Below are 26,449 nucleotides of genomic sequence, written 5' to 3'. Positions count from 1 at the left end.
TTATCAGAATTGTATCGAGAAGTATTTAATATAAAAAGTTACATGGCAACAAAAAAACAAACTAAAAAAACAAAACCTACGCAAGACTTTTCTAAGTATGTTCGTTGGTTTTGGATTCTATTCTCTGTGGGGATTTTGTCTATAGCTACTCTATTTCTGTTGGCCTCATGGGGAATGTTTGGGGAGATGCCCGATCATACTGTTTTAGAAAATCCAAAGACCAATCTGGCCACCGAGATTATTTCTTCAGATAGCAAAACACTAGGGAAATTCTATTTTAACGATAATAGAACACCAGTAAGTTACGACGAATTGCCAAAGCATTTGGTAGATGCACTTATCGCTACCGAAGATGCCCGTTTTGAAGAGCATTCCGGGATTGACGCCCGAGGCACTTTAAGAGCTGTTATAAAATTAGGAAGCGGTGGAGGAGCCAGTACCATTTCGCAGCAATTGGCAAAGCAGTTATTTCATGGTGAAGGCTCCAAAAATATTTTAGAGCGTGTATTACAAAAGGCTAAAGAGTGGATCATTGCCATTCGTTTGGAGCGTCAATATACCAAAGAAGAGATCATAGCACAATATTTTAATATTTATGATTTCTTAAATAATGCCGACGGTATTCGTAGTGCAGCCCGTATCTATTTTGGTAAGGAGCCTAATGATTTGGATTTAAAGGAATCGGCTATGTTGGTGGGTATGTTTAAGAATTCGTCATTATTTAATCCACGAAGGCGGGCAGAGCTAACACGAGAACGTCGTAATGTAGTATTGGCTCAAATGGCAAAGTATGGTTATATAGAAGAAGCCGTTAAGGACTCTCTACAACAAACAGAATTGGATTTAAACTACTCGCCAGAGTCTCATCGAGAAGGCATTGCAACATACTTTAGAGGGTATTTGGATGGCTTTATGAAGGATTGGATTAACAACAATCCAAAACCAGATGGCACAAAATATAATTTGTACAACGATGGACTAAAAGTATATACCACCATCGACTCGCGTATGCAGCAATATGCCGAGGATGCCGTACAGGCCCATATGCCACGATTACAAGCTGAGTTTTTTAACCAGAATACACCAAAACGAAATCCAACAGCACCATTTTTAGAATTAACATCTGGAGCCATCGATACCTTAATGCGTAAGTCCATTAAAAAGTCTGAGCGTTGGAGACACATGAAATATGATTTAAAGAAACCGGATGAAGAAATAAAGGCATCTTTCTATAAGGCTATTCCTATGTCAATTTTCGCTTGGAAGGATGGTAAGCCTTCAGAGATAGATACTATTATGAAGCCTATAGATTCCATGCGTTATTACAAATCGTTTTTAAGAACGGGCATGATGTCTATGGATCCACAGACTGGTCATGTAAAAGCTTGGGTAGGCGGAATTAATTACAGGCACTTCCAGTACGACATGGTTGGCCAAGGTAAACGTCAGGTAGGCTCAACATTTAAACCGTTTGTTTACGCAACGGCTATAGACCAACTGCACTTATCGCCCTGCGATGAATTACCTGATACACCTTTTTGTATTGAAAAAGGTAAGTATGGAAACCCAGAAGAATGGTGTCCTAAGAATTCGGGTGACGAATATGGTGGGGTAAGAACTTTAAAAGAAGCCCTGGCCAATTCGGTTAATACGGTAACAGCAAGGTTAATGGATAAGGTCGGTCCCCAGACAGTGGTGGATCTGGCAAGAAAGTTGGGCATAGAGTCCGAGATACCTCCAGTGCCTTCTATAGCATTGGGAACGGCAGACCTAAGTGTGTATGAAATGGTAGGAGCTTATGCCACGTTTGCTAATAAAGGCGTTTATACAAAGCCTGTTTTGGTAACAGCTATTGAAGATAAAAATGGTACGGTATTATATCAGTTTAAACCAGAAACACGTGATGTATTGAGTGAAGAAGCGGCTTATGTAACCGTTAAGCTTTTAGAAGGGGTGACACAAGGTGGGTCTGGTATACGCTTAAGACATGGAGGGGCTACTAGTGCTGCCTATAAGAAAGTTGTTACAGGCTATCCTTATAAGTTTGAGAATGCTATAGCCGGAAAAACTGGAACTACCCAAAACCAGAGTGATGGTTGGTTTATGGGCATGGTGCCCAATTTGGTAACGGGTGTTTGGGTAGGTGCCGAAGACCGATCGGTTCATTTTAAAACTATTGATTATGGACAGGGAGCGACAATGGCCTTGCCAATTTGGGGAATATATATGAAAAGTTGTTATGCCGATGAAACACTAAGTATATCTAAAGAGGAGTTTGAAGCTCCGCTAGAGCTTTCCATCAATGTGGATTGTTCTAAGGCTTCTGACAAAAATATTATAGACGATTCGGTAGATGAGTTGCCTGATGATCTGGAATTTTAACTAAAAAGATCAGAAAAGTGAGTTGTCTTGTTCAGAACAGAGTTTAGAGAAGCGAAGGATCTTACCCTGCTGAAAAGCAAAATTTTAAATTGCAATAGATTCTTCATTTTCTTCAGGATGGCATTTTTTCTCAGTCATTCTCTTTTAGTTTTACATAATTCTTTCCGCTAAATAGGCCATTCTCAAAATCATTGTCGCATGCTCTAAAAAGTTTGGTTTTAAGTGTTTCAAGTTTTTCGGGAAATGAGTCTGATAGATTGTTTTTTTCCCGATAGTCCTCAGGCAAATAATAGAGTTCAAAAACATCTTTTTTAAGGTAGGATCTAATTTTCCAACCATCATTTGTGATTAGTGTGGGGCCTTCAAAAGAAGAATACACAACAAATTCATGTTCGTATGCGGGCTGAATGCTATCCAGTTCGTTATAAAAGGATTTGCCATCGGTAGTATGGGGTTTGGAAAACCCAGTAATATCGGCTATAGTCATCAGGATATCGTAGTTGGCTGTTAAGCGTTGCGATGTGGTACCGCCTTTGATCATTTTTGGCCACCTGATAAGTAATGGTACTTCTATGCCGCCTTGTAAGTTGCTGCGCTTCATGCCGGCTCTACCGTCATTGCCGTTAAATACATCTCCTGCTAGTTCACTGTAATATTTATGTTCAAGGTTATCAAAAACTTCTTTGGTTTTCATATTCGCATAAGGCTTATGCACACGTCCTTCTTTGGCGTAATATATTTCATGACCATTGTCTGACGTAAATATAACAATGGTATTGTCGTCAATATTGAGGGCTTTGAGGTGCTGCATAATTTGTCCCACATTGTCATCCAGTAAGGTCACCATAGAGGCATACTCCTTTTCTATTTGGGTTAACCGATCGTCATTTTCATAGATGGTGTTTACCTTCGGAATGGACACTGGCCCATGGGGCAATTGCGTTGGAAAGTATAAAAGGAAGGGCTGGTTCTTATGTGTAGAGATAAAGTCCAGAGCTTTTTCCATAAACAGGGTCTGTGAGTAGGTTGCTTTACCTGTCATATCCCAGCGTTGTTTATAGGCACCCGACGTTTCAGGTTCATGTGATTTTCCGCAGTCGGCAAGCGTATTGCCCTCAATGCTAACTGCCTTTCCGTTTTCAAAAAGGAAGGGAGGGTAGAAGCCGTGAGCACGTATGTGGTCTAAGTATCCATAATAGTAATCCCAACCATGGCGTTTCATTTGTTGATCGGTAGCTGCAAAGCCCCATTCCAGTTTGCCTATTTGTCCTGTAATATATCCTGCTTCCTTTGCTACTTGTCCTAGAAATACTTGGTTATTGGGAATTGGAGAAAGGACATTGTTTAGAGTCTTCTGGATAGAATCGACAGGCGTATTGGCTGAACTTATCTTTTTATAGATACCCGCAGGCGTAATTTCAAATGCGGTTTCATGGCAATCGTGTTTCCCTGAGATAAGTGATGCGCGAGAGGGCGCACAAAGCATACCGGCATAGGCATTTTCAAAGCGCATGCCTTCTTCGGCTAACCGATCTATATTGGGTGTTTTGATTATTGATTGGCCCTCATGTCCAAGAAGGCCTTTTCCCAAATCGTCGGCATATATTAAAATAATATTGGGTTTGTTAGAATCTGTATGAGGTTTATTATTGCAGCTAAAAATGAAGTAAGAGATTATTAACAAACGCAAGAATATGTTCATAATATAAGCATGATTAAAATTATTAAGTGCCTAAAAGTACAAAAGTAGTTTGTTTAAAAGGGCTGTTTCATAAATATATAAAAGTGCCCTCTTTTTATAAATGGTGCAAAGAAATGAAAATTTATTAACGAAGGATCGTTTGTAAAGTGCTCTTGTAAGTATTTTTCGCTTTGTAGTTATAAGATATTTTGATTTGACTTGTTGAGGTGCTTCGTTTTTCTGTTTTTTATAACCACGGACAAAGCCAGAAGTAACATAAAAGTAACAATATAATATACAAAGTCTGGAATGGGCAATGGATCGCCTGCCGCATAACTATGTAGTCCGGATAAGTAATAATTGACTCCAAAAGAGGTCATGATAATAGACCAAAATCCAAACATAGCGGCAATGTGCAGTGTTATGGCGCTTTTTAAACCAGGAATAAGTCGTAAATGCAATATAACTGCATATACCATCATGCTTATGAGAGCCCACGTTTCTTTTGGATCCCAGGCCCAATAGCGCCCCCATGATTCGTTTGCCCATACGCCCCCCAGAAATGTACCAATGGATAAGAGAAAAAGTCCGATAGTTATTGCTAGTTCACTTATATAGGTAAGTTCCTTTATTTTGACATTTAAGGCGTTATTGTTTTTGTTTCCAAATAAAAACAAAAGTAAGGCCATAACGGCAATCAGGGCTGCAAGTGCTAAAGGCGCATAACTACTAACAATAGTCGCTACATGTATCTTAAGCCAATACGATTTAAGGACTGGCATTAAATTGGTTATTTCGGGGTTAAGCCAATCGAGATAACTAACAAAAAGGAGTGCACCTCCAAACAATGTTGCAAGAGGTAGTGTGAAGTCCGATTTTTTGTAGGTAACTATACCGCACAAAAGAACACACCAAGCAACAAAGATGAGCATTTCATAACCATTACTCCATGGAGCATGTTGGGCAACATACCATCTTAATATTATGTTGCCGCCAAAAACAAGAAACCCTATTAGCGATAATATTATAAGCGTATTCCATAAATAGAGGAGTGCTTTTTTTTGGCTAAATATTTTGGTGATTGCTATTATAAGGGCTAAGAGACCAAGGGAAAAAAAATACTGAAATAACCAAAAATTAAGATTCATTTTGTTGTACCACAATTCGGCTTCTATATGTTTGTCCGAAGGGATGATCTCTTTTCCCAGTTCTTTTTGATAGGTACTTATATAAGCTAGTTTTTCATCAGCCTCATGCCATTGTTTAGAAAGGATGTCTTTAAAATAAGCTTGGGTAATGGTTTTGGCAAATTTACCATCCTCTTCAGGAAAATCATTAAAGTGATGATTGTAGCTAAACCAGGTATTGTTCGTGTCGAGTTTGTTTGGGAAAACTTTAAAGTAATTACCCGAAAACACATTGTACAGAATGTTGAAGCGCTCGTCCACTTTTAAAATTTCTTTGTCGAATTCTGATCGTTCTGCAGGTTTCTTTTGATTGGAAATTTCTACTGCTTCCGATAATAAATAAGAGCCATCGCTCTGTAGAAGGTCTTTGAAGCTAATAAGATTTTCATTATTTGGGCTAAAACTATTAAATAAGTCACCACCTTTTTTCTGATCTATTTTAATGATTGGGATATTTTGCCAAATGGTTGGAGCTGTATGCATGGCCAAAAAAGTTTGATTGGCATCCATTCTGGAGGTCGTTCCGTCTGGTTGGTGAAATTTGTAGTAAAGTTTGCCAGACAACTTTCTCAAAAACTCTGAAGCTAACGTATGCATAGGTTTTATCCTCCCGTCGAGATCTTGTACTAAAAGCCGTCCGAATTTATTAGAATGATTTTCGCTTATGATTTGTTGAGAAGTAACATCTGAAGAAGGCGTTTGAGAAAACAGATTGGTATCGTTTCCTAAAAACAACGCTATAGCAATAAAAAGCGAACTTACTGTTTTTAGTTTCTTTAGTTTTTTGTTAACTGCTTGGAACCTGGTGCCTTTTCCGAATAGTGTGAAAAACATACCGATGCTCATAAGAAAATATCCTAAATAGGTGGTGTAAGTTCCTGGACGGTCGTGGTTAACGGAGAGCACAGTTCCCAGCTCATCAGAATCATAACTGGCTTGAAAAAAGCGATATCCCTCATAGTCAAGAACGTTGTTCATAAAAATTCTATGAGGTAATTTTTGATGATCGTCAACTACTACAACCTCGCTAGCATAAGACGATGGACTGGTAGATCCAGGGTAACGTTCTAGCTGAAAGTCTTTTAGATGAATGGAAAAAGGGGTGTGTAATTTTTTAGCACCATAGGATATACTTCCGTCAAGATTTCCAATTTTAACAGGATGTTCAGTAGGTAAAAAACCTTCGCGATACAAAATAGGAACTGTCTTTTTTTCACCTTGGGCACTTACAGATATTAAAATAGCATCATCAAGGTTTTTGTCATTCTCTTTCTGGTTTTCTGTGCCACTTTTCAAAACAATCTCCCCCTTAGGGTGGTATGCCAGTGGTACAAAAGAAAAATCGCCTGAGCGGTATAGGGTCTTTAATTCAATGGGATGTAAACTGTCTTTGACCAAAGTACCAGCTTTCTGGGAAGCCATAATGAAAAAGTCAATAGTTTGTGGAGCGATAAGAGCTAGTTCTCCATTATGTTCGTGAATATCAATGGTATTTTCTGAATTGCCCTCAAAACCAATTTTGTGCTGATGGCTTCCTATGGATTGTACTTCACCCTTTTTTAGGAATATGGTCTCTTTGCCATTATCTCCCGCAACAGTTATTTCAAGTAGGGGTGAGCCATTTTCGCTATTTGGTTTAATTACTGGTAGGGCATCAGGAATATAAGATTCAAATGATACAGAAATGGGTATATTATTAAAATGGGTGTTTAGTGTAAATGTGTTGTCTTTTGCTGCTGAAAAATTTTTTCGTTTTTCGATCGATTTTGTTTCAGACCCATTACTTAGTGTTAATCGAAGATAATTAACATCAGAAATAATGGTATTGGAGGCTGCTCCTTCTCTGATTCGCATAATGCCACTATAAGAAGTAAATCTCGTAATACCAGCTCCAATAATAATAACAATAAAGCCTAAATGGAATAGTAAAACAGCCCATTTCTCTTTTCTGTATAATTTATAAGTGAAGATATTGGCAATAAAGTTAAAACATAGTAAAACCATGAGTAGCTCAAACCACCAAGTATTGTAAATTAATGCCCAGGCTGTGGTAGTGCCATAATCGTTTTCTATAAAAGTAGCTATGGCCATGGCTGTAGCAAATGCCAATAATACCATTAGGGCTACCCGGGTAGAGGTTATTAATTTAAATAGAAATTTCATTCCAGAATTCTAATTTTAAAAGGTGTAAAGAAGCTTTATGAAAAGGCTTTCTTTACACCTTAGGATAATTGAAGTATGCGATTGTTTTTACGGTTGAAGAGTCATTTTTGCTTCACGATCTTTAGCTTTTTCGAGCCATTCAGGAACAACGGTTTTCAAAAACACTTCTTTGTCGCTATTTAGTTTTTCTACATCCAATCCAATATATGCTTGTGCTTTTTCTTTAGATGATATATCTGGCATTTCTACGGGAGCATTATGCCCTAAGTCGGCTAAAAGACGGGCGAGTTTTAATCGGCCTTCTTGAACAATTTCTAAACCACTTCCAATAACACGAGCCGTTTCAACAGGTGAATGGAATGAAGCGCCATGTGCAGCAGCAGCATAATCCCATCGCCATTGGGCGTGTCGGATATCTAAAAGAATGTCTTTCATTTGATCTTCTGAAGCCCCTAAATCCCAAGCCTTTTTTGCTTCTATATGCGCTTTAACAAGAAAGCCTTCCAATTTAAGCCTGTTTTCATTTGCTTTACGCTGACGCTCGTATACATTTTGGGCAAGTTTACTTGCTTCTTCTCTGTGGCAAACTTGACAAGCATTGGCAATATTGTTTAACGGAGATTGTATGTGGTGGTCGGTAAATTTTTGCCCGCCCTCACTTTTGTAAGGCATATGACAATCGGCACAAGAAACACCTCTGTCGGCATGTACCCCTGTTAAGTACGTTTCGTATCCTGGGTGTTGAGCCTTTAACATGGGGGCTCTACTAAGTTTATGAGTCCAATCCGAAAATGCTATTTCGTCATAATATTTCTCCATGTCTTCTACAGACATACCATTTTTCCAAGGAAATACAAGATATGGCATACCTTCTTTGCCAGGTAAGTTTTTGTTGAAATAATATTCTACATGGCATTGGGCGCATACCAATGAACGCATTTCTTGATGTGTTGCTTTATTTATGTCTTTACCCATGGATTGAAAGGCTTCGATGAGGGCAGGTCTGGTTATGGTTAGTTTCATGGTTTTAGAATCATGACAATCGGCACAACCTATAGGGTTTACAACCTCTTCACCTTTGTCTGCCCACTTTCCTTTATAAAACGCTTCAATACCGTGTTCGTTCATTAAACGGGGAACGTCCGGGCTTTTACAGGTCCAACATGTTGCTGGCATTGGGCCATCCCCAGGGCCTTTAGGGGCTCCTGTTCTAAGAGTGTTATGAATATCTTCAACTGCATAATAGTGGCCTCGTCCTTGATTGTAGTCCTTTGAAAAACCATATCCTGCCCATAAAACAACCAGATTAGGGTCTTCTTCTAAAACATCCCTCATACTAGAGCCTCCTTGATAGGAAGTAAAACTCGTATCGGCAGTTTGGATATATGATTGGTATTCTTTTGGGAAGTTTTCGCCCCAAACCTTGTTTCTGGGTTCGTTCTCGCCAATGTTAACTTGTGGAACGTACTTGTATTTAGCTTCATTTTTTCTGTTGATAATACTCGACGCGAGTAATCCCAATAGGAAAACAACGATAACTGTAACTACAAATAAAACTTTATTTTTCATGAGGTGCTTGTTTATCTTGATTAATTTTTTGTTCTAACCATTCTGGAATTACCGTTTCTTCTGAATCGGTCGGGATAGGTGCTATGTTGTTCTTTATTGTTGAAATACCATGAATACGACCATGTGGTACTTCACGGTGGCATTCCCAACAGTGTCTTTCTGTTCTATTGGCACTATGGGTGTCAATCCATCCGTCATACTTAGTTTGCGTTACCTGTTGGACATGGCATCTTATACAGTTGTCCTGTACAACTTCTTGGGAGGCTTCGCGCATAAACATAACTTCGGGTTCGGCTCTCAGTGTAAACACAGAAGCATGGAATAAACCATCTTTAGCCTTAAAATAGTATTTGTTTGCTATGTTGTTGTGGGGAACGTGGCAATCGTTGCAAGAGGCCCATTCTCTATGCGAGCTGTGCATCCAGCTATTGTAAACAGGTGTCATTACATGGCAATTTACACAGGCTTTGGGATCGTCTGACATGTATGAGACTACTTCTGCCTCTTTAGCCATAAATAAGCCCAAGCCTATCATAATTGCTATTAGGAATACTGCAGTAACACGCCAGTTGGAGTTTTTTTGTGGTAATATGTTTTTAAGTTTTTCCAAGATTGTACATTTTAAAAATACATATTTTTTACTTTCTGCTATTCCTTTACTTTTATAGAAAAATTAATTGTCTTAAAGCGTCAAAAGGACGCTACAATATTCTATAATAAGCATTGAATAAAATATGATTTATGTCATTATTTAATCAAAAAATAGTCTGTTATTGGGGGTGAAATATTGGTTTTATTAGTGTTGGTTGTTAATGTTGTTTTAGTCTATTTACTTTATAAAAAATTAGATTCCTTTTGCAAATTCAATAAAGAAAGCAATTGATTCGGGGTTTTTCATAGAATCGAGATTAATGGATTTTTCTATTGGCATTTTTAATAAAATCTTTTTAATAGGGGCTTCCATCTTTTTCCCACTTATTGTATACGGAATATCCGTAACCTCAATGATCTGGTCGGGAACATGCCTGGGGGAATATTCTTTTTTGAGATGTTGATTGATTTGCGTTCGTATTGCGTCGGTTAATGTATGCGTGGGTTTCATCTTTACAAATAAAGGCATATAGTGATTGCCTCCTTCAAGCTCTAAGTTAACGATTAAAGAATCTTCAATGGTATCTATTTTATTGATACTTCTATAAATCTCACTGGTGCCTATTCTGATACCGTGACGATTTAATGTTGCGTCTGATCTTCCATATATAACCAGACCGTTTGTTTTTGAATTGATTTTAATAAAATCGCCATGGCGCCATTTTCCTGGGAAATGCTCAAAGTAACTTGCTTTATAGCGCACATTGTCAGGGTCATTCCAAAAGTAAATAGGCATGGACGGCATGGGTTTGTCAATAACCATTTCACCCAGATCGTCCTCTACCTCTTGTCCAGTATCGTTATAAGCATAAAGGGAAACCCCCAAGGCTCTGCATTGTATTTCGCCAGAATGGACAGCGTAAAAAGGCGTGCCGCCAACAAAAGCAGTGCAAACGTCCGTGCCGCCAGCCATAGAGCATAGCCATACATCGGATTTTATGTTGGAATAAACGTATTCAAATGCTTCGTATGGTAAGGGTGCTCCGGTTGAACTTAGGGAACGAATTGAGGACAGATTACATTGATTTTTCGGAACAATCTTGTTTTTCATGCTAGCTACCAAAAATGGCGCACTGGTACCAAAATGATTAATCTTAATTTTTTCTGAAAACTTCCATAGTTTGTAAAAATCAGGATGCGTTGGCGAACCATCGTATAAAACAATAGATGCTCCCATTAACATGGCAGATTGTAAAAAATTCCACATCATCCAGCCAGTTGTGGTATACCAAAAATAGCGTTCTCCTTTATGTACGTCGTTATGGAAAGCCATGTATTTTAAGTGTTCTAACAAAACGCCACCGTGGGAGTGTACAATGGCTTTGGGTATACCTGTGGTTCCTGAGCTATAGAGCACCCATATGGGGTGGTTAAAGTCTACAGGTTCAAAAGTCAGTTCGCCACCATCAGTATTAAAAATGGTATTTATGTGTACAGAATCTTGACTAAAACCTGAATTTATTTCTTTGTTTAAATAAGGCAGGACAATAACCTTTTTTAGGGTTGGTAGTGCATTTGCAATGTTATTTGCAATGATTGTTTTGTCATATGGTTTGCCGTTATAATAATAGCCATCTACGGTTATAAATACCTTGGGTTTTATTTGGGCAAACCTATCTATAACACTTTCTGCTCCAAAATCAGGAGATGTGCTGGACCAGATGGCTCCAATAGCGTTAACGGCCAGAAAAGAAATCGTAGCCTCTGGGACATTGGGTAAAAATGCCACTACGCAGTCTCCTTTCGTAATCCCTATAGATCTCAAGTAAGCAACCATAGATGCTACTTTCTTTTTTAAGTCTTTCCAGGACAATTCTAAGTAATCGCCTTGTTCGTTTCCAAAGATAATGGCTGTTTGGTCTGGAGTTGCTTGTCTGAAGATATGTTCAGAATAATTTAAACGGGCGCCATTAAACCATTTAAAATCTGGCATGGTTGTCATTTCCAGAACGGTATCGTAAGGGTGGTATGAGATGATGTCAAAATAGTTCCATAGGCTTTCCCAAAAAACACCAATATTATCAACAGACCACTGCCATATTTCTTCGTAGGTACTAAAATGTAAGTTGTGGTTCTCTGCTAACCAGTTTCGATATTTAAATAAATGGCTCTTCTCTTTAAAAGATGTTGAGCCTTCCCATAGTTTATTGTCTGACATTTTATTTTATAAAAATTGGTATTAAATATAAGCAATCTTCAATCAAAAGCGTATTGATTTTGCATAATGAAAGAAAAAGTAAAGGCTTAAATTGGTCATATAATTGGTCATTCAAATGGATTAAATGTTAAAAAATAATGCATTTCATCGATTTAATATGTTTTTAATCCGATATTTTAAAAAAAATGTTTCATATTTACAGTCCCCAAAGAAACCTAAATAATTATAGATTTCCCCAAATCTACCATAAACTTAAAGGCTTATGAATTTTGCAACAAATCTACCTGAACAACCTACAAATGAAGACAGCAAATTCAAAGAAACGTTGCGAGAGCAGATACAGTTTTTTAAAGGTTTGCTGTACTTGACTAAAAAAGTTTTTACATTATAAGCCTTTTGGAATTGCGTTTATTAGCTTTTTAGTGTAAGCTTTTTGGGGATTCTTGTAAATGATATCCGCATCATCTAATTCTTCAATTTGTCCCCTGTTCATTACTAGTAGTTGGTCGGCCATGTACTTTACAACGGCCAGATCGTGTGATATAAAAATATAAGTGAATCCGAAACGTTCCTTAAGCTCATTTAACAAGTTTAAGACTTGGGCTTGGACCGAAATGTCAAGGGCCGAAACCGATTCGTCGCAAACAATTAATTTAGGTTGTAAGGCTATGGTTCTGGCAATGCCTATACGTTGTCTTTGTCCACCAGAGAATTCATGGGGGTATCTGTTAAAGTGGGCTTCAGACAAACCTACGCGGTTTAATATGTCGATGACTTTATTCTTATGCTCTTTATTAGAGTTAAAGAGTTTATGTACCTTCATAGGTTCCATTATTGCTTCCCCTACAGGTATTCTGGGGTTTAAAGACGCATAAGGATCCTGAAAGATTATTTGTATGTCCTTACGGAGGGTTTTTACTGCCGAACGAGATAGCTTGGTTATATCGGTGCCTTTATATAGGATTTGCCCCGACGTGGCTTTGTCTAGTTGAAGAATAGCATTGCCTAAGGTTGATTTTCCACAGCCGGATTCTCCAACAAGCCCCAAGGTTTCTCCTTCGTATACTTTAAAGCTAACATTATTTATGGCTTTGAAGGATTTCGGTTTTGTAAACCACCCCGATTTGGAGATGTATTCTTTTTCCAAGTTAATAATTTCGAGTAAAGGTTGTTGGTTGTATAGTTTTTTATGTCTGGCTTTCCGCTCTTCGGGACTTATAATATCATGCTTAATTGTATGGTTCAGGTAATCTTTAATGGTGGGTAGTAGTTTTAACCGTGTTTTTAAAGAGGGTCTTGAGTTAATAAGGGCTTTTGTGTAGTTGTGCTGGGGTGTCTTAAAAATAGTATTTACATTCCCTTGTTCTACAATATCGCCTTTGTACATAACCAGAACACGATTGGCTATTTCCGAAATTAATGCCAGATCGTGGGTTATAAAAATGATGCTCATTTTTGTTTGCTCCTGTAAACTTTTAAGGAGTGTAATAATATCTTTCTGTACAGTTACGTCTAAGGCAGTCGTTGGCTCATCTGCAATTAATATATCGGGTTTACAGGCAATGGCCATGGCTATCATAACCCGTTGTTTCTGGCCGCCCGATATTTCATGTGGATAGGCCTTGTAAATACGTTTGGGGTGTGGTAGTTTTACTTGTTCAAAAAGGGCTATGGTTTCATTTTTTGCCTGTTCTTGTGTTAACTCTGTATGTTGCAATAAAATTTCCAGAACTTGTTTGCCACATGTCATGGAAGGGTTTAAAGAACTCATTGGCTCCTGGAATATCATGGCAATTTTTTTGCCACGAATATGTTGAAAATCTTTAGAGGAAAGTGTTGTTAAATCCGTATTGTTATAAACAATGCTCCCTGATGTTATGTTTGAAATCTTTTTGGGGAGCAGCCCCAAAATAGCTAGGGACGACACCGATTTTCCCGATCCGGATTCGCCAACAATACCCAGTATTTCATTTTTATTGAGGTGATACGAAACGCTATGAATGACTTCGTTGCTCCCAAAAGAAATAGAGAGGTCTTTAATGCTTAAAATGGGGTTTGATTTCATAGTCATAGCTTTGTTCCCAACTCTAATTGAACAGAGAATTATACAAATAATCACTTCTTTTTGTCAGGTCGATCGGAGTCGAGACCTATGTTCTTATGATGAGAATTGTTTTTGCAATCTGAAAGTAAAGGTAGCAAATTAAACTTACCTTTTATTAAAGCTTCTTTCTTAGCTTTACTCCAATTTTTTATTTTCTTTTCGAAGCTTATTGCTTGGCTTGGTTCTGTAAAACATTGATTCCATACTGGTTTAGTTTTAAAGGTCTTCTTTTTATGTATAGGAGTTTGGATATACTCCCATTTTGTGTTGCTTTAGGCGTTGTTCTAAACTAGATGTAAATCCTACGTAATGGGTGTTATCATTGCATTTTAACATGTATGCATGATAGAATTTCATAATGTTTTCTTTGAGTTCTTGGCTCCGCTCGAACTGACAATGGTTTCATTAGGACGAGAAACGAAAGTTTATATATGTTTAATTTCATCATCTGTTAAGAGCTTATCTCCTCTAAGGCGTAATAATATTTGCGCTACGGCAATGGTGTCTTTTTCACAATATATAATAATGCGATCTATGTCCTGTTCTTCGTAATATACACGGTATACTTCGCTTCCGTCTATATCGTCTTTAGGGGATGGTATACCCAAAACATTGGTAAGTAGTTTTAGGGAGGTGTAGGCTTTGTAGTCGCCAAACTTCCAGAGCTCAAGAGTGTCCAAATGCGGTACTTCCCAAGGTTTTTTTCCAAATAGATTAAGTTTATAGGGTAATTCGATGTTGTTTATTATCATACGTCGGGCAATATAGGGAAAGTCGAATTCTTTTCCATTATGTGCACAGAGCAAATGTTTTGTTTGGCTAAAATGCGAGATCAGTAAATTTTTAAAGTCTTTTAGTAGGCGTATTTCATCTCCATGAAATGATGTTACCCGAAAGGTTCTATCCTCCGCTTGAAAACTAAAATGACCAACTGATATACAAACGATCTTACCAAATTCGGCCCAAATACCGGCACGATCATAAAATTCTTCGGGGGTAAATTCGTCTTTACGCTGGTATTGTGTTTTCTGCTCCCATAGGAGTTTTTTTGTTGAGTCTAAATCCGTAAAATGCTGTGTTTCAGGAACGGTTTCAATGTCCAGAAAGAGTATATTTTCCAAATTAAGTTTAGATATCATAACATTAATTGTTGTTTATAATTTCTATTGCTTTTTCTAAAACTTCATCTCGGCCTTCTTTAACGCCTTTTATGGTTGGTTTTGCTTCTACGTCTGGTATTATGCCTACGCGTTGCGTTTCTGTGCTATCGGGATAATAAACGCCAATGCCGGAAATTCTGGTTAATAAGCCGCCAGGTAGATATAGTGAAGATACATTTCCGTCGGCGCCAGCAGTCGTGCTACCTACAATGGTAGTATTGTCTCCTGATCGGAATGCCATAGCGGTATATTCAGATTGACTCTGTGAATCTTCATTAACCAAAACAACTAATTTGCCTTTGTAGGTTTCATCGGGTTTGGTGATTATATCCCCACTTTTAAAGTTAAATTCGCCTGGGTTGTTTATGTTTCCATATGTGAATTTAGCAAATTGCGTGTTGTCAGAAACAAAATAGGAGCCTAATGTAAAAGGAACGAAAGTTGAGGGGTAGTTACGAATGTCAATGATAATCCCCTTGGTGTTTTTAAAAGTTTCTTTAATGTTAGGGATATCCTCTTTTCCAATGAATTCTAAAGTTATATAACCTATATTATCTTCTAAAAGCTTAAAGCATGGCTCTCCCGTCCATTTGTACCACCGCGTATTCAAATCACTTTCTATATAAAGAGGTAATTGGTGTTGTTTTTTTTGATGGTTAGAGATGTAATCAAGACGTATTTCTTTTTTACTGGACCGTAAAAGGTCTTTAGCAATGTCCCTTATTTTTGCAACGTTATTTGAAGCTGGGTAATAAGGACTGATACTATCAATTATAGATTGAACAGGTCTATGATTAATATGGGTTATTATGTCGCCAATATTGATATTGGAAACATCTTTTAGTTCGGGATTGTAGTAGTCGGTTACCACTAGTTGGTCTTCTATAAATTGAGCTCTAAAGGGCGGATAATATTTTCCGCGAATATTTTGCACAGTACTGAATCCTACAGAAGTGGTTGCATGTGTGTCATTTATATCGCTTATTAACGCAATGCAAGCGAGTTCATATTCCAATTTATTCTTAGAGTTGATAAATTTTGGAATGTATTCTTTCAGAACAGTATTCCAGTTTTTATCGGTTAAATGCTTATAAGGAAAAAAATATTGAATCATGTTCCAGTAACGATAAAGTGCTAATAGTTTAAAGCCACTGTCATCATAAGACATGCTGTAATAATGATTTTCATTTAAAAATTTGATGCGTTCGTAACCGTCGGTTCCAATATAAAAACCCTCTCCTTGATGTCTATTCTTGTAGATATACTTTATTTTGTTTATTAATTGTGTACTCATGCCAAACTCATTAATCCAAGATATGTCTGGTTTTAAAAAGGCTTCTGGAGCTGTTTCTTTGCAGTCCTTACAAATATTTATATCTCCATATTTTTCAATCCACTGAAGAAGTATTTGGTCTCTTTCGGAAGTGCTTTTAGTATCCGAATATTTTGGGAGCATACGGAATAGTTCAAAGTCCCAATTGTAATTGCCTTTGCCAATTTCGGGATGGTGGTATTTTAAAAACCCCCAGATCTTGCCTAATAATTCTAAATTTGTGACTAGGGTTTCATTAAGTTCGGGAAAGTTAACTTTCGAATTTGAATCAAACTCATGGTCTAAGGTTGCTTTTAGGATAGGTTTTTCTATTTCTTTTAAAGTTTGAATGTCTTTACCGTCTATAGTTAAAACAAAATCGTCAAACCATGCTTCTCCAGAACCGGACATTATTCCTGCAACAAAAATAGTTTTTGCGCCTTCCGATAACGGTAATTTTACAGTGTATTTCTGCCAGTCTTTTGTACCATGAATGTTTTGGTTCTCCATATTATCAAATGCTAATATTTCCCTATTGCCATCTATTCTGAGTAATAAACCCGCAAATCCATTTTCAACATTTTTAATTTTCATGTAGCCTTCAAGCTTAATGGATTTCCCTGTATAGTTTGCAGGGATTCTATAGGCTATGGATCCAAAGGTATTATGGTTGTTGTTAGATTTTATTTTTCCTGAGAATTTACCTGAATGTACCGTTATAGTGTCAACGCTTAAAGGGTAATCTCCCCATTTAAACCAATCTTTAGAGAGTTGGATAAATGGGTTGTAGGTTTCAAAATCTAAATTAAACTTCTTATTGGTTTGACCGTAACAAGATGAGAATGCTAATAATAGCAGTAAAAGGGTATTTTTCATGATGACTGATTGATGCTAATTCAATCAAATAAAATACAAATAAAATTCCTACAGCCAAACAAAATGTTAAATAACAAAATATTATGATTTGCTATTCAACATGTTATAGGCTTCTTCAATATAGATATCAATATCAGAGGTGAAGTCGCCTGCTTGATCGGGTGATTTTTTATGTCCTAAGCGAACAATAATTACATTATCTTCTGGTTGTACCATAACGTATTGCCCCAAGTGGCCTCGCATCATAAAAAAATGTTTACCTATAACATTTTTCATCCACCACCCATACCCGTATTGCGGACTTTCTTTAAAGCGTGGCGTTATACTTTTGGTAACGAAAGCCGAGTCCAATAACTGTTTGCCATTCCATTTGCCATGATCTTTATACAGTTTCCCAAAACGTGCAAAGTCCTTAGCATTACTGGCTATACAGCAATAAGCCTTAACCAGATCATGTTGTTTACTGTCTACTTGCCAAAGAGTTGGGTTTTCACAGCCCAAAGGTTTCCAAAAACTTTCTTCAAGATAGTTGTACATTTTTTTACCAGTTGCTTTTTCGATAACCATAGCAAGCATTTGGGTATCTCCGCTGGCATATTTAAAAGCTTTTCCGGGTTCGTTAACCACTTTTAGTCCGAGGATTACCTTGGCCAGGTCGTCGTCAAAATAGGCACGGGTTGTTATGGAAAGCGGTGAGTAATAGGCTTCATCCCAGTTGGTGCCAGAAGCCATGCTCGAGAGGTCTCCTACGGTCATTTTTGCAGCCAGCCTTTCGCTAAACTCGGGCAGAAAATCACTTACTGGCTGATCCAAGCTTATAATGTAGCCGTCCATAATGGCTTTTCCCATTAAACCCGACACGTAACTTTTAGCCATGGAAAAGGAATTGGATTGAGAGTCTTCGTTAAAGCCGTCGTAATAATCTTCAAACCAAATGCTATCATTCTTTATAATCACATAAGCAATGGTTCCCCATTCGGCATTTACCTGATTTAGTTTTGTTGTTGTTGCTGCTGAGTTATAGTCTTTGTGATTTGGCCAGGGTTGCGGTGTGCCTGTTTCAATAGTTTGATTGTCGAATTCTTTGTAATCTTCCAGATATGCTGTTGTATGGCCTTTAAGATAAATGGTTCTAACGGCTTTTAATAGATAATCGGTGTCTGTAGCGTACAGGATAATAATTAACAAACCGAAAAGAATTAAAAGCCATTTTAGAAGTTTTCTAAGAAATTTCATTTGGAGTACGTTTACGGAAACTAAATATACTAATTCTAATGGAGATGCGGGCTTTTAATGTTAAACTAAAATAAAGATTGTTGTTTATAGGGGCTTTCGTGTTCCAATAACCATTGTTTACGGTGCAAACCTCCGGCATAACCAGTTAAACTACCGTCACTGCCAATTACGCGGTGACAGGGTATAACAATCCATAGTGGATTTTTACCATTGGCACCTGCTACTGCCCTGATGGCCTTAACATCACCCAGTTTTTTGGAGAGCTCCAAATATGTAGTGGTCTTGCTATATGGGATCTTAAGGAGTTCGTCCCATACTTGCTTTTGAAAGGAAGTGCCTTCTGGGTTTAATTTTAGGCTAAATGTTTTTCTAATGCCTTCAAAATATTCTTTGAGTTGATATGCACAATCTTGAAGTGTTTCGGGAATAATATCGGTAACGGTTTCTTCAGAATCAAGAACTGTTATTGAGGTAATTCCATCGGTGTTGCCACTAATTTTTGTATAGCCAATAGGTGATTTAATAATGCACGAGTCCATTAGTCCGTGGGGTCTTTGTCTTCAAAGATTCCTAGCTTTTTAGCTCTGGCTTCCCAGCTTTTTCTGGCCAGAAGTTGAAGGTCTGAAATCGTATCACTTTCATCCATAATTTCCAATCCAAGGAGTGTTTCAATAACATCTTCCATGGTCACAATACCGCTTACCGATCCGTATTCATCTACTACCAGGGCCATATGGTTTTTGCTTTCAATAAGCTGTTCAAAAAGGTTGGGTATAGGGGTGTTTCTAACAACAACAATAATGTTTCGCTTAATGTCCGACAGCTTTTTAGAGCCGTTGCTCAATGCCATTTCTTTAAAGACATCGTCTTTAAGAACAAGACCTTTAATGTTGTCTGGTTCGTTTACATAAACGGGAATTCTGGAAAACCTAAGGTTTAAATTTCTATTGAAAAAATCTTCAACAGTTGTGGTTTCATCTTCGGTTTTCATAACCGTTCGGGGGGTCATGATATCTTTAGCAAATACTTCTTTAAAGGTCAGGAGGTTTTTTATTACTTTGCTTTCGTTTTCATGAAAAACACCTTCTTCATGAGCTATGTCTGTCATGGCTAGAAAGTTTTCCCTATCAAGAACACTACCATGACCTTTACTACCAATTAGTTTTGTAGTAAGCTGAAGGAGCCAAAGAATCCCAGTATATTGTAACGGATAAATTAAAACATGAAGTGCTTTGGTTGTAAAGTTTGCCAATTGTTTCCAATAAGTGGCTCCTATGGTCTTTGGGATTATTTCTGAGGCTACCAGTATTAAAACAGTCATGATGGTCGAAACAATTCCTACCATAACATCTTCGGTAAATCGGATTCCAATAAATTGTTTGGTTTGGGAGCCGTACAACTCAGCATAAGCAACTTTTGCCTGTACTCCAACCAAGATAGCACCAACAGTATGTGCAATGGTGTTTAGGGTAAGTATGGCAATTAAAGGTCTGTCCACATCTTTTTTTAAATGTTCAAGATGGTTAGCGTATCCTTTGCCTTCTTTCTTTTTTACGTTAATAAAAGTGGGTGTAACACTTAGCAGAACAGCTTCTAGAATGGAACATAAAAATGAAAAAAAGATAGAAATTAAAGCGTAGAAAACGAGTAGGCCCATAGTTTATTTTAAAGCACTAAAATACTAAAATATTTATGAATTAGTTTGTTGTTTTTTGTGCTTTGTAAAACACTTGTTGCAATTCTGTACGAATATTTAAGTTATAAATATTACTATGGGTTCTTGACGGATACACACGGTTGGAAAGGAAAATAAATACCAGTTTGTTTTGTGGATCGGCCCAGACAAAGGTACCTGTAAACCCGGCATGACCAAAGCTTTCAGAACTTACTTGGGGAGCGGGGTAAGCCTCTTTTAAATCGAGAGTGTCGTTACCTAAAAGAGGTTTGTCAAAACCTAGTCCGCGGCGGTTACCGTTTTCTGGGTATTGTACTTTAATAAAGGTGTTGACCGTTTCTTCTTTGAAGTAGCGTTTGCTGGCGTAGACACCTTTTTGCATATACATTTGCATGAAAATAGCAAGATCTTTAGCGGTTGCAAATAGTCCGGCATTACCAGAGATACCACCTAAAAGAGCGGCATTTTCATCATGAACCCAGTCTTTTGTGAGCTCTTTTCTGAACAAGGTGTCTACCTCGGTAGGTACAATATTGTTTTTAAACTCTTTTTTGGCGGGTAGATATCCTAAAGTATTACATCCCAACGGAGTGAAAAATTGCGATTGAAGATAGGTTGTATAGGGTATTCCGGATAGATTTTCAATAAGTTCCGGATAAATTAACGAGGCGAGTCCTGAATAAAGATATTCCTTTTTGTCGTTAACTTTGGAGCGTGAGATCATTCGGTAGACCTTTTTCTTAAAGCGGCGGTTTATAAAGATGCCCGGGTAAGCTTCATTAGGGAAACGTCTGGAGATACGACTTCTCGCAAAGCGCTTTTTTAAATGGTTCCCTCTAAGTACCTCATTTAAGAAAATAATATAGGGCTGTAAACCCGATTGGTGGGCCAATAGTTCTCTAAGCGTAATGTTTTTTTTGTCTTTTAGATGTCTCCAAGGCCTCCAGTAGGTGCTAAAAGGTATATCTAAATCGAGTTTTCCCTCTTCATAAAGTTTCATTAAGGCAGGTAAAGGCCCTATTATTTTTGTAACGGAAGCCAGATCGTAAATATCGTTTAGAGCTACTTTTTGAATGCTGTCGTAGGTGTGGTACCCATAGTACTGGTGGAAGATTATCTTACCTTGCTTAGCTACTAACAGTTGGGCCCCTGGAAAGGCCTGTTGCTGTATGCCCTGCGTCATTATAGAATCTACTTTGGTTTGAATGTATTGCGTATCCAATCCAACTGACTCGGGCGTGGCATTTTGTAATTGGGCATGACTACCCAGGCAAGTAAAAAGAAAGTAAAGAAATATATGAAGCGGCTTTTTGGACATTATTACAGGGTCAATAAAGTCTTGTAATTTAATGAATAAATTTGGTAATATAATTCTTGTTTTAGTTTATCACTTCCTTTATTTTTTGTGTTTATAGATTTTATTAAACAGGTTTTTAGTGCTAATCAGTAATTTCAAAATGGTTTGCTTTTTCATCGATACTATAATTCTATTCTCTTTACATATATTTGTTCAAACGATTGAATTATTTGATGAAGATAGTTAAATTCTCTATGGTTATTAGGTGTTTGTCCATGTTTTGGATAGGATTTATGCCTTAGGTTTGGGGATATGCTTTACTTAAAACATGTGAACGAATAAAAAGTAAATAATATGAATACAAAGTATTGCTGCTTTAGTGTGGTCTTATTACTATTAATGATCATTGGTGTGCCGAACGCATTTGCCCAGGATCATCATATCGATTTAAGTCAAGTGGAATATCCTAGCCTTATAAATGATTTCAATATGGGGCATCCGGGAAAGTCGGGAGAGGACATCAAGGTTAATAGCCTGTACTTGACTAAAGGTGGTGAGCCATTACTTCCAGTAATGGGAGAGTTTCATTTTAGCCGTTACGATCACAGGTACTGGAAAGAGACGTTGCTTAAAATGAAGGCGTCGGGAGTAAACATTGTAAGTACGTATTTGCTTTGGATTTACCATGAAGAAATAGAAGGACAATTAGATTGGACTGGTAATAATAATATTAGAGCTTTTGTAGAGCTATGTGAAGAGATAGGGCTTTTGGTGCATTTACGTATAGGCCCTTATTGTAATGCCGAGTGCCGTAATGGAGGGCTCCCCGATTGGTTAATGAAAAAGACCCACATTCGAAAGCGCTATAACGATCCGCTTTATCTCGCCTATTCCCAAAAGTGGTATCAAGCTATTTACGAGCAAGTAGAAGGTTTACTGTATAAAGATGGTGGTCCCATTATGGGCGTTCAATTGGAAAATGAATATGTAACCAAAGAACATGTGGTGCCCCATTTAATGGCCTTAAAGGAAATGGCTGTTAAAGTAGGGTTAGATACCCCCCCTTTACTCGATGACTCATTGGATGGCTTCCGATTATCCGAAAAAGGATGTTATACCATATGCTGGCTATTATATTGAAACACCCTGGAGTAAAGGTTATGATGAGTTGCCTGTAGGCAATTTTGAGTTTTTCTCATACAATCGCTTATCAGATAACATTGGTACCGATTTAATAACGATTGAAGGCGGTGTACAGTCCTTAAATTCTAAAGAAGTAGAATCGCCTTATTTTACTTGCGAAGTGGGATTGGGAACACCTAGTTTCTACCATAGGCGTCCTGTTGTGCCTGAAGAAATGGCGGGTGAGAATATTAACCTTAGGTTGGGCTGTGGGGTCAACTTAATGGGCTATTATATGTACAGCGGCGGTAGCCATAAAATAGGTAAATTAACAACTTTAGAGTCGTCTACAAGTAGGGTTTCATACGATTTCCAGGCTCCATTAAAGGAGTTTGGTACTTTAGGGGCGGTTATGAACGAGACTAAAAAGTACAATTATTTTATGAACGACTTTGGCTCCGATTTAGCTCCTATGGTGGCCTATTTGCCAACATCGAACAATAATACAGATAATTTACAATGGGCAGTTCGCTCAAAGGACGAACAAGGCTTTTTGTTTTGCTCAAACTATTTGTACAAAAAAAGGCGAAAGGCTTATAAAGATGTTCAGTTCCATATTAAATTAAAAAATGAAGTATTACAATTACCCCGTAAGCCAGTAACCATTCAAGATGGCGCTTATTTTTTATGGCCGTTCAATATGGCTATGGGAGAAATACAGTTAAAGTATGCGACAACCCAGCCAATATGTAAGCTAAACGACAAGAAAACCAATCTCTGGGTGTTTTTTGAAGACGATGCCATACCTGCCGAATATTACTTTAATAAAGCATTGGTTAAAAAGGTGACTTGTGCCAATGGAATGGTTAAGGAAGAAAAGCATGGATATTTTGTGTCTCAACTTAAGCCCGGAAACAATTGTGTTATTGAAGTTGAACAAACAAATGGTACTGTTTTAAAAGTATTAACATTAACAGAAGCGCAGTCTGATGCCATATGGAAATTAAAGGCAAAAAATCAAGATTACCTGATACTTAGTGAGTCGGGTGTTTTTATGGAAAATGAGACGATAACCGCATTTTCTGAAAGTAATGAAACCCAATTGTTGGTGTTTCCCAACTTGCAAAAAGCCACTAATAAAGATGGGATATTCTCAGAATTCAAATTTAAAAAAACTGTTAATGAACATCCGGTAGCCTTGGTTAAGTACCGCCCTATGGAACATGCCCATTGGGTTCAGGCAAAAAGTACAAGTGGGAAAAGTGTAATACGTAAAAGTATGGAGCATGCCTCTATGTCCAAAGTTAAATTGGCTACTATACGTTGTGCCGGTTCAGCAGGGTTTAACCTTTTTTTAAACGGAGTCCCTTTGGAACGGGTTCAAAATGGAAATTATTTTAATGTGCTTTTACCTAAAGGACAATGGCAGTCGCATAATACCCTTCAAATAGAATCGGAAACTTCCAATTTACAGTTTATAGCAGAAGTAGAGATTTTGCTCGAAAACGGGAGCCGCTTAACATGGCAAACAGATAACACTTGGGAAAGCGCTGCGGACAACATACAATCCGTTGCGGTTTTAGGAAAACAGGGTACAGGTAATTTGCCACAATTTGCTTGGAAGAAAGAAGATCGAATGGCATATTACGAAGTAAAGCTTTTACAGCCCCTTAAAGAAGATGGGACAGCACAGCGATTGTATATTTCGTTTGTGGGCGATCGGGCTGATGCCTTCTTGGGCGAAACACTTTTTAGCGATTATTTGTTTGATGGAGCACCTTGGGTTATAGGGTTGGATCGCTTTGTAGATGTATTACAGGGAAACCCTATTGTTCTTAGGGTGGAAGCGTTCAATACCAATAAGCCAGAAATCTATTTTGAGAAAATCGTCGATACCTCCGAGATAGATACCGCACAAATAAAAAACATCGTGATAAAACCTGAATATCGTTTTTATGTTAACTTGGATTAGCATTCGCTTTATTATGATATTAACTTAACTGAATAAAAACTAACTATGAGAATAATATACTTAAGGATTTTACTATTGCTAGTGGTTTTGGGTTGTACTGGTAAAAAAGAACTGTCCCCAATAGAAAACCCCTATTTACCGATTGCAGAGCGAAAAGAGTCAAAACCCCACACAACCTATTATATAGACCCTAACGATGGAAAGGATACCAATCTGGGGACATCGAAAGAAATGCCGTGGAAGTCGTTCAAACCAGTTAATCAGTTGTTGTTAACCGAGGGGAATACAATAGAAATTGTATCACCTGGAGATTTTACAACATCCTTGGTTTTATCTGGTAAAGGAACTAAAGAAGCTCCTATCACTGTAAAGTTTGCTTCAGGGGTTTATAATTTTTATCCAGAGTTAGCATACAAGGCTGCATTTAATATTTCAAACACCAACGATGCACCAGAAGCTTTAAAAGCAGTTGCTTTTTATTTGTTGGAAGCCGAACATGTGGTACTTAATGGTATGGGAGCCGAGATTGCCTTTAGGGGAAAGACTATGGAAACGTGTATTCAAAACTCCAAAGCAATACGAATTGAGAATATAAGTTTTGATTATAAACATCCCACGGTTTCAGAATTTGAAATTGCCACCGTAAAAGATCATGTAGCCGAAGCTAAAATACATGCAGATTCAAAGTTTGATATTGTTGATAGTATGTTGGTTTGGAAAGGCGAAGGATGGGAACATAAAGCATACAGGCTGTTTCAGGTATTCGACGGAAAGAATCAACGCGTAGCCAGAAAAACATTACCGTTGGATAAACTTCGGTTTTCTAAAATAGCCCCCGACAAAATAGCCATTCATTTTGATAAAAACCCAGGTTTTAAAGAAGGACTTATCTATCAAAATCGCGATACCTTTCGGGATTATGCAGCCATATTTACAGAAGGCAGTAAAGATATAGTATGGAAAAATGTAGATGTTAATTTTATGCACGGAATGGGGTTTGTTTCACAGTTTAGTGAAAACATTACGTTCGATGGGCTTCGGGTGGTTCCAAAAGAAGATTCGGGTAGAACCTGTGCTGCTTGGGCCGATATTTTGCATTTTTCAGGATGCAAAGGCGAAATTTTAGTAAAGAATGCGTTTTTATCGGCTGCTAACGACGATGCCATTAATGTGCATGGCACCCATTTACGAATAGTAGAAGCACTTGCCAATAATAAGATTAAGGTTCGCTTTATGCATCCGCAAACGTATGGGTTTAAGGCCTTCCAGAAAGGAGATAAAATTGAATTTATTAGGGCTACTAGTTTGCTGCCCTATTCTGAAAACACGGTTGTTGAGGCTACTTTGCTCAATCCAACCGATATGGAACTCACACTACATAGTTCCTTGCCTGCCAATATGGAGCCTAATGATGTTGTAGAAAATGTTACATGGACACCAGATGTAACCGTTGTCGATAATACCATAAACCACATATCCACACGAGGAATTTTAGTAACAACCAGGGGCAAGGTACATATTGAAAACAATACCTTTCTAAAAACACATATGAGTGCCATTTTAATAGCCGACGATGCCAATAGTTGGTTTGAGTCTGGTTATGTGCGGGATGTAACGGTTAAGAATAACAAGTTTATAGATTGTGGTTCTCCAGTAATTAATATACATCCAGAGAATACAGAAATTGTAGAAGGTGCTTTTGTGCACAAAAACATTAAAATTACCGATAACCAGTTTCAGTTAGCTACAGGAATCCTTGTTGGAGCAAAGGGGACTGATGGTATTATGTTTGCAAATAACAGTATTAATATTGCAAGAGATGTAACTCTTAAAGATTTGCTCTATTTTAGTGAATGCGACAATACAATTGTCGAGAATAATACGATTACCAAGCAATAATCGGT

At 37.7% G+C, this 26,449-nt stretch carries 17 protein-coding genes; 4 read left to right on the top strand and 13 right to left on the bottom strand.

What is annotated here, in order from left to right; genetic code table 11:
• Positions 1-42 precede the first annotated feature (42 nt).
• Positions 43-2,382: a penicillin-binding protein 1A gene (locus ABD792_RS11575; RefSeq protein ID WP_345006225.1), complete on the top strand. Its 2,340-nt coding sequence runs from the start codon at positions 43-45 to the stop codon at positions 2,380-2,382.
• A gap of 130 nt (positions 2,383-2,512) precedes the next feature.
• Here the strand turns inward: ABD792_RS11575 and ABD792_RS11570 are convergent, their stop codons facing one another.
• The 13 genes from ABD792_RS11570 to ABD792_RS11510 all read right to left on the bottom strand — a co-directional run bounded on the left by ABD792_RS11570 (position 2,513) and on the right by ABD792_RS11510 (position 21,472).
• Positions 2,513-4,084: a sulfatase-like hydrolase/transferase gene (locus tag ABD792_RS11570; protein ID WP_345006224.1), complete on the bottom strand. Its 1,572-nt coding sequence runs from the start codon at positions 4,082-4,084 to the stop codon at positions 2,513-2,515.
• A 176-nt stretch (positions 4,085-4,260) separates the two neighbouring features.
• Positions 4,261-7,413, bottom strand: a complete 3,153-nt coding sequence (locus ABD792_RS11565) for a cytochrome c biogenesis protein CcsA (RefSeq protein WP_345006222.1) — start codon at positions 7,411-7,413, stop codon at positions 4,261-4,263.
• Between the two features lie 87 nt (positions 7,414-7,500).
• Entirely contained in the window at positions 7,501-8,982 is a 1,482-nt protein-coding gene (nrfA, locus tag ABD792_RS11560; RefSeq protein WP_345006221.1) for an ammonia-forming cytochrome c nitrite reductase, read from the bottom strand.
• Entirely contained in the window at positions 8,972-9,592 is a 621-nt protein-coding gene (gene nrfH / locus ABD792_RS11555; RefSeq protein WP_345006219.1) for a cytochrome c nitrite reductase small subunit, read from the bottom strand. Before nrfH ends, nrfA begins: the two co-directional genes overlap by 11 nt.
• A gap of 234 nt (positions 9,593-9,826) precedes the next feature.
• Complete coding sequence (locus tag ABD792_RS11550) at positions 9,827-11,791, bottom strand: acetoacetate--CoA ligase (protein ID WP_345006217.1); 1,965 nt, start codon at positions 11,789-11,791, stop codon at positions 9,827-9,829.
• Positions 11,792-12,176: 385 nt separating this feature from the next.
• A complete protein-coding gene (locus ABD792_RS11545; RefSeq protein ID WP_345006216.1) occupies positions 12,177-13,856 on the bottom strand; it encodes an ABC transporter ATP-binding protein in 1,680 nt (559 codons plus the stop codon).
• A gap of 270 nt (positions 13,857-14,126) precedes the next feature.
• Positions 14,127-14,231, bottom strand: coding sequence for a GIY-YIG nuclease family protein (locus tag ABD792_RS11540; protein WP_345006243.1), 105 nt, complete (start codon positions 14,229-14,231; stop codon positions 14,127-14,129).
• Positions 14,232-14,320: 89 nt separating this feature from the next.
• Positions 14,321-15,034, bottom strand: a complete 714-nt coding sequence (locus ABD792_RS11535) for a 3'-5' exonuclease (protein WP_345006215.1) — start codon at positions 15,032-15,034, stop codon at positions 14,321-14,323.
• A gap of 4 nt (positions 15,035-15,038) precedes the next feature.
• Complete coding sequence (locus ABD792_RS11530) at positions 15,039-17,243, bottom strand: S41 family peptidase (RefSeq protein WP_345006213.1); 2,205 nt, start codon at positions 17,241-17,243, stop codon at positions 15,039-15,041.
• A gap of 81 nt (positions 17,244-17,324) precedes the next feature.
• Complete coding sequence (locus tag ABD792_RS11525; RefSeq protein WP_345006211.1) at positions 17,325-18,479, bottom strand: serine hydrolase domain-containing protein; 1,155 nt, start codon at positions 18,477-18,479, stop codon at positions 17,325-17,327.
• 65 nt (positions 18,480-18,544) lie between these two features.
• Positions 18,545-19,018 carry a methylated-DNA--[protein]-cysteine S-methyltransferase gene (locus ABD792_RS11520; protein WP_345006210.1) on the bottom strand — a complete coding sequence of 158 codons (474 nt, stop codon included), beginning with the start codon at positions 19,016-19,018 and terminating at the stop codon, positions 18,545-18,547.
• Positions 19,018-20,136 (bottom strand): CNNM domain-containing protein, encoded by a 1,119-nt coding sequence (locus ABD792_RS11515; RefSeq protein WP_345006209.1) that lies wholly within the window; start codon positions 20,134-20,136, stop codon positions 19,018-19,020. The genes ABD792_RS11520 and ABD792_RS11515 overlap by 1 nt, the downstream gene beginning before the upstream one ends.
• Before the next feature lie 40 nt (positions 20,137-20,176).
• The gene (locus tag ABD792_RS11510) at positions 20,177-21,472 is read right to left on the bottom strand and encodes a serine hydrolase domain-containing protein (RefSeq protein WP_345006208.1); all 1,296 of its coding nucleotides are present in this window, start codon (positions 21,470-21,472) and stop codon (positions 20,177-20,179) included.
• A gap of 333 nt (positions 21,473-21,805) precedes the next feature.
• On the opposite strand from ABD792_RS11510, the gene ABD792_RS11505 reads away from it, so the two are divergent.
• Genes ABD792_RS11505 through ABD792_RS11495 form a run of 3 tightly spaced genes read left to right on the top strand, consistent with a single transcriptional unit; the run spans position 21,806 to position 26,444 of the window.
• The gene (locus ABD792_RS11505; RefSeq protein WP_345006206.1) at positions 21,806-22,591 is read left to right on the top strand and encodes a beta-galactosidase; all 786 of its coding nucleotides are present in this window, start codon (positions 21,806-21,808) and stop codon (positions 22,589-22,591) included.
• Complete coding sequence (locus ABD792_RS11500; protein WP_345006204.1) at positions 22,536-24,545, top strand: hypothetical protein; 2,010 nt, start codon at positions 22,536-22,538, stop codon at positions 24,543-24,545. The genes ABD792_RS11505 and ABD792_RS11500 overlap by 56 nt, the downstream gene beginning before the upstream one ends.
• 45 nt (positions 24,546-24,590) lie before the next feature.
• Entirely contained in the window at positions 24,591-26,444 is a 1,854-nt protein-coding gene (locus ABD792_RS11495) for an alpha-1,3-galactosidase-related protein (protein ID WP_345006203.1), read from the top strand.
• The last annotated feature ends 5 nt before the right edge of the window (positions 26,445-26,449 follow it).

The sequence above is a fragment of the Snuella lapsa genome, assembly GCF_039539345.1.
Taxonomy (GTDB): domain Bacteria; phylum Bacteroidota; class Bacteroidia; order Flavobacteriales; family Flavobacteriaceae; genus Snuella; species Snuella lapsa.
The sequence above is the reverse complement of the archived record's forward strand: the minus strand, read 5'-3'. Positions and strand labels throughout refer to the sequence as shown.

What these genes read in the sequence shown, in the direction of transcription:
- ABD792_RS11575 (WP_345006225.1), top strand. Translation starts at nt 43, where the DNA reads ATGGCAACAAAAAAACAAACTAAAAAAACAAAACCTACGCAAGACTTT.
- nrfA (WP_345006221.1), bottom strand. Translation starts at nt 8,982, where the DNA reads ATGAAAAATAAAGTTTTATTTGTAGTTACAGTTATCGTTGTTTTCCTA.
- ABD792_RS11515 (WP_345006209.1), bottom strand. Translation starts at nt 20,136, where the DNA reads ATGGGCCTACTCGTTTTCTACGCTTTAATTTCTATCTTTTTTTCATTT.
- ABD792_RS11535 (WP_345006215.1), bottom strand. Translation starts at nt 15,034, where the DNA reads ATGATATCTAAACTTAATTTGGAAAATATACTCTTTCTGGACATTGAA.
- ABD792_RS11510 (WP_345006208.1), bottom strand. Translation starts at nt 21,472, where the DNA reads ATGTCCAAAAAGCCGCTTCATATATTTCTTTACTTTCTTTTTACTTGC.
- ABD792_RS11550 (WP_345006217.1), bottom strand. Translation starts at nt 11,791, where the DNA reads ATGTCAGACAATAAACTATGGGAAGGCTCAACATCTTTTAAAGAGAAG.
- ABD792_RS11570 (WP_345006224.1), bottom strand. Translation starts at nt 4,084, where the DNA reads ATGAACATATTCTTGCGTTTGTTAATAATCTCTTACTTCATTTTTAGC.
- ABD792_RS11520 (WP_345006210.1), bottom strand. Translation starts at nt 19,018, where the DNA reads ATGGACTCGTGCATTATTAAATCACCTATTGGCTATACAAAAATTAGT.
- ABD792_RS11540 (WP_345006243.1), bottom strand. Translation starts at nt 14,231, where the DNA reads ATGTTAAAATGCAATGATAACACCCATTACGTAGGATTTACATCTAGT.
- ABD792_RS11530 (WP_345006213.1), bottom strand. Translation starts at nt 17,243, where the DNA reads ATGAAAAATACCCTTTTACTGCTATTATTAGCATTCTCATCTTGTTAC.
- ABD792_RS11500 (WP_345006204.1), top strand. Translation starts at nt 22,536, where the DNA reads ATGGCTTCCGATTATCCGAAAAAGGATGTTATACCATATGCTGGCTAT.
- ABD792_RS11495 (WP_345006203.1), top strand. Translation starts at nt 24,591, where the DNA reads ATGAGAATAATATACTTAAGGATTTTACTATTGCTAGTGGTTTTGGGT.
- ABD792_RS11525 (WP_345006211.1), bottom strand. Translation starts at nt 18,479, where the DNA reads ATGAAATTTCTTAGAAAACTTCTAAAATGGCTTTTAATTCTTTTCGGT.
- ABD792_RS11505 (WP_345006206.1), top strand. Translation starts at nt 21,806, where the DNA reads ATGAATACAAAGTATTGCTGCTTTAGTGTGGTCTTATTACTATTAATG.
- ABD792_RS11545 (WP_345006216.1), bottom strand. Translation starts at nt 13,856, where the DNA reads ATGAAATCAAACCCCATTTTAAGCATTAAAGACCTCTCTATTTCTTTT.
- ABD792_RS11565 (WP_345006222.1), bottom strand. Translation starts at nt 7,413, where the DNA reads ATGAAATTTCTATTTAAATTAATAACCTCTACCCGGGTAGCCCTAATG.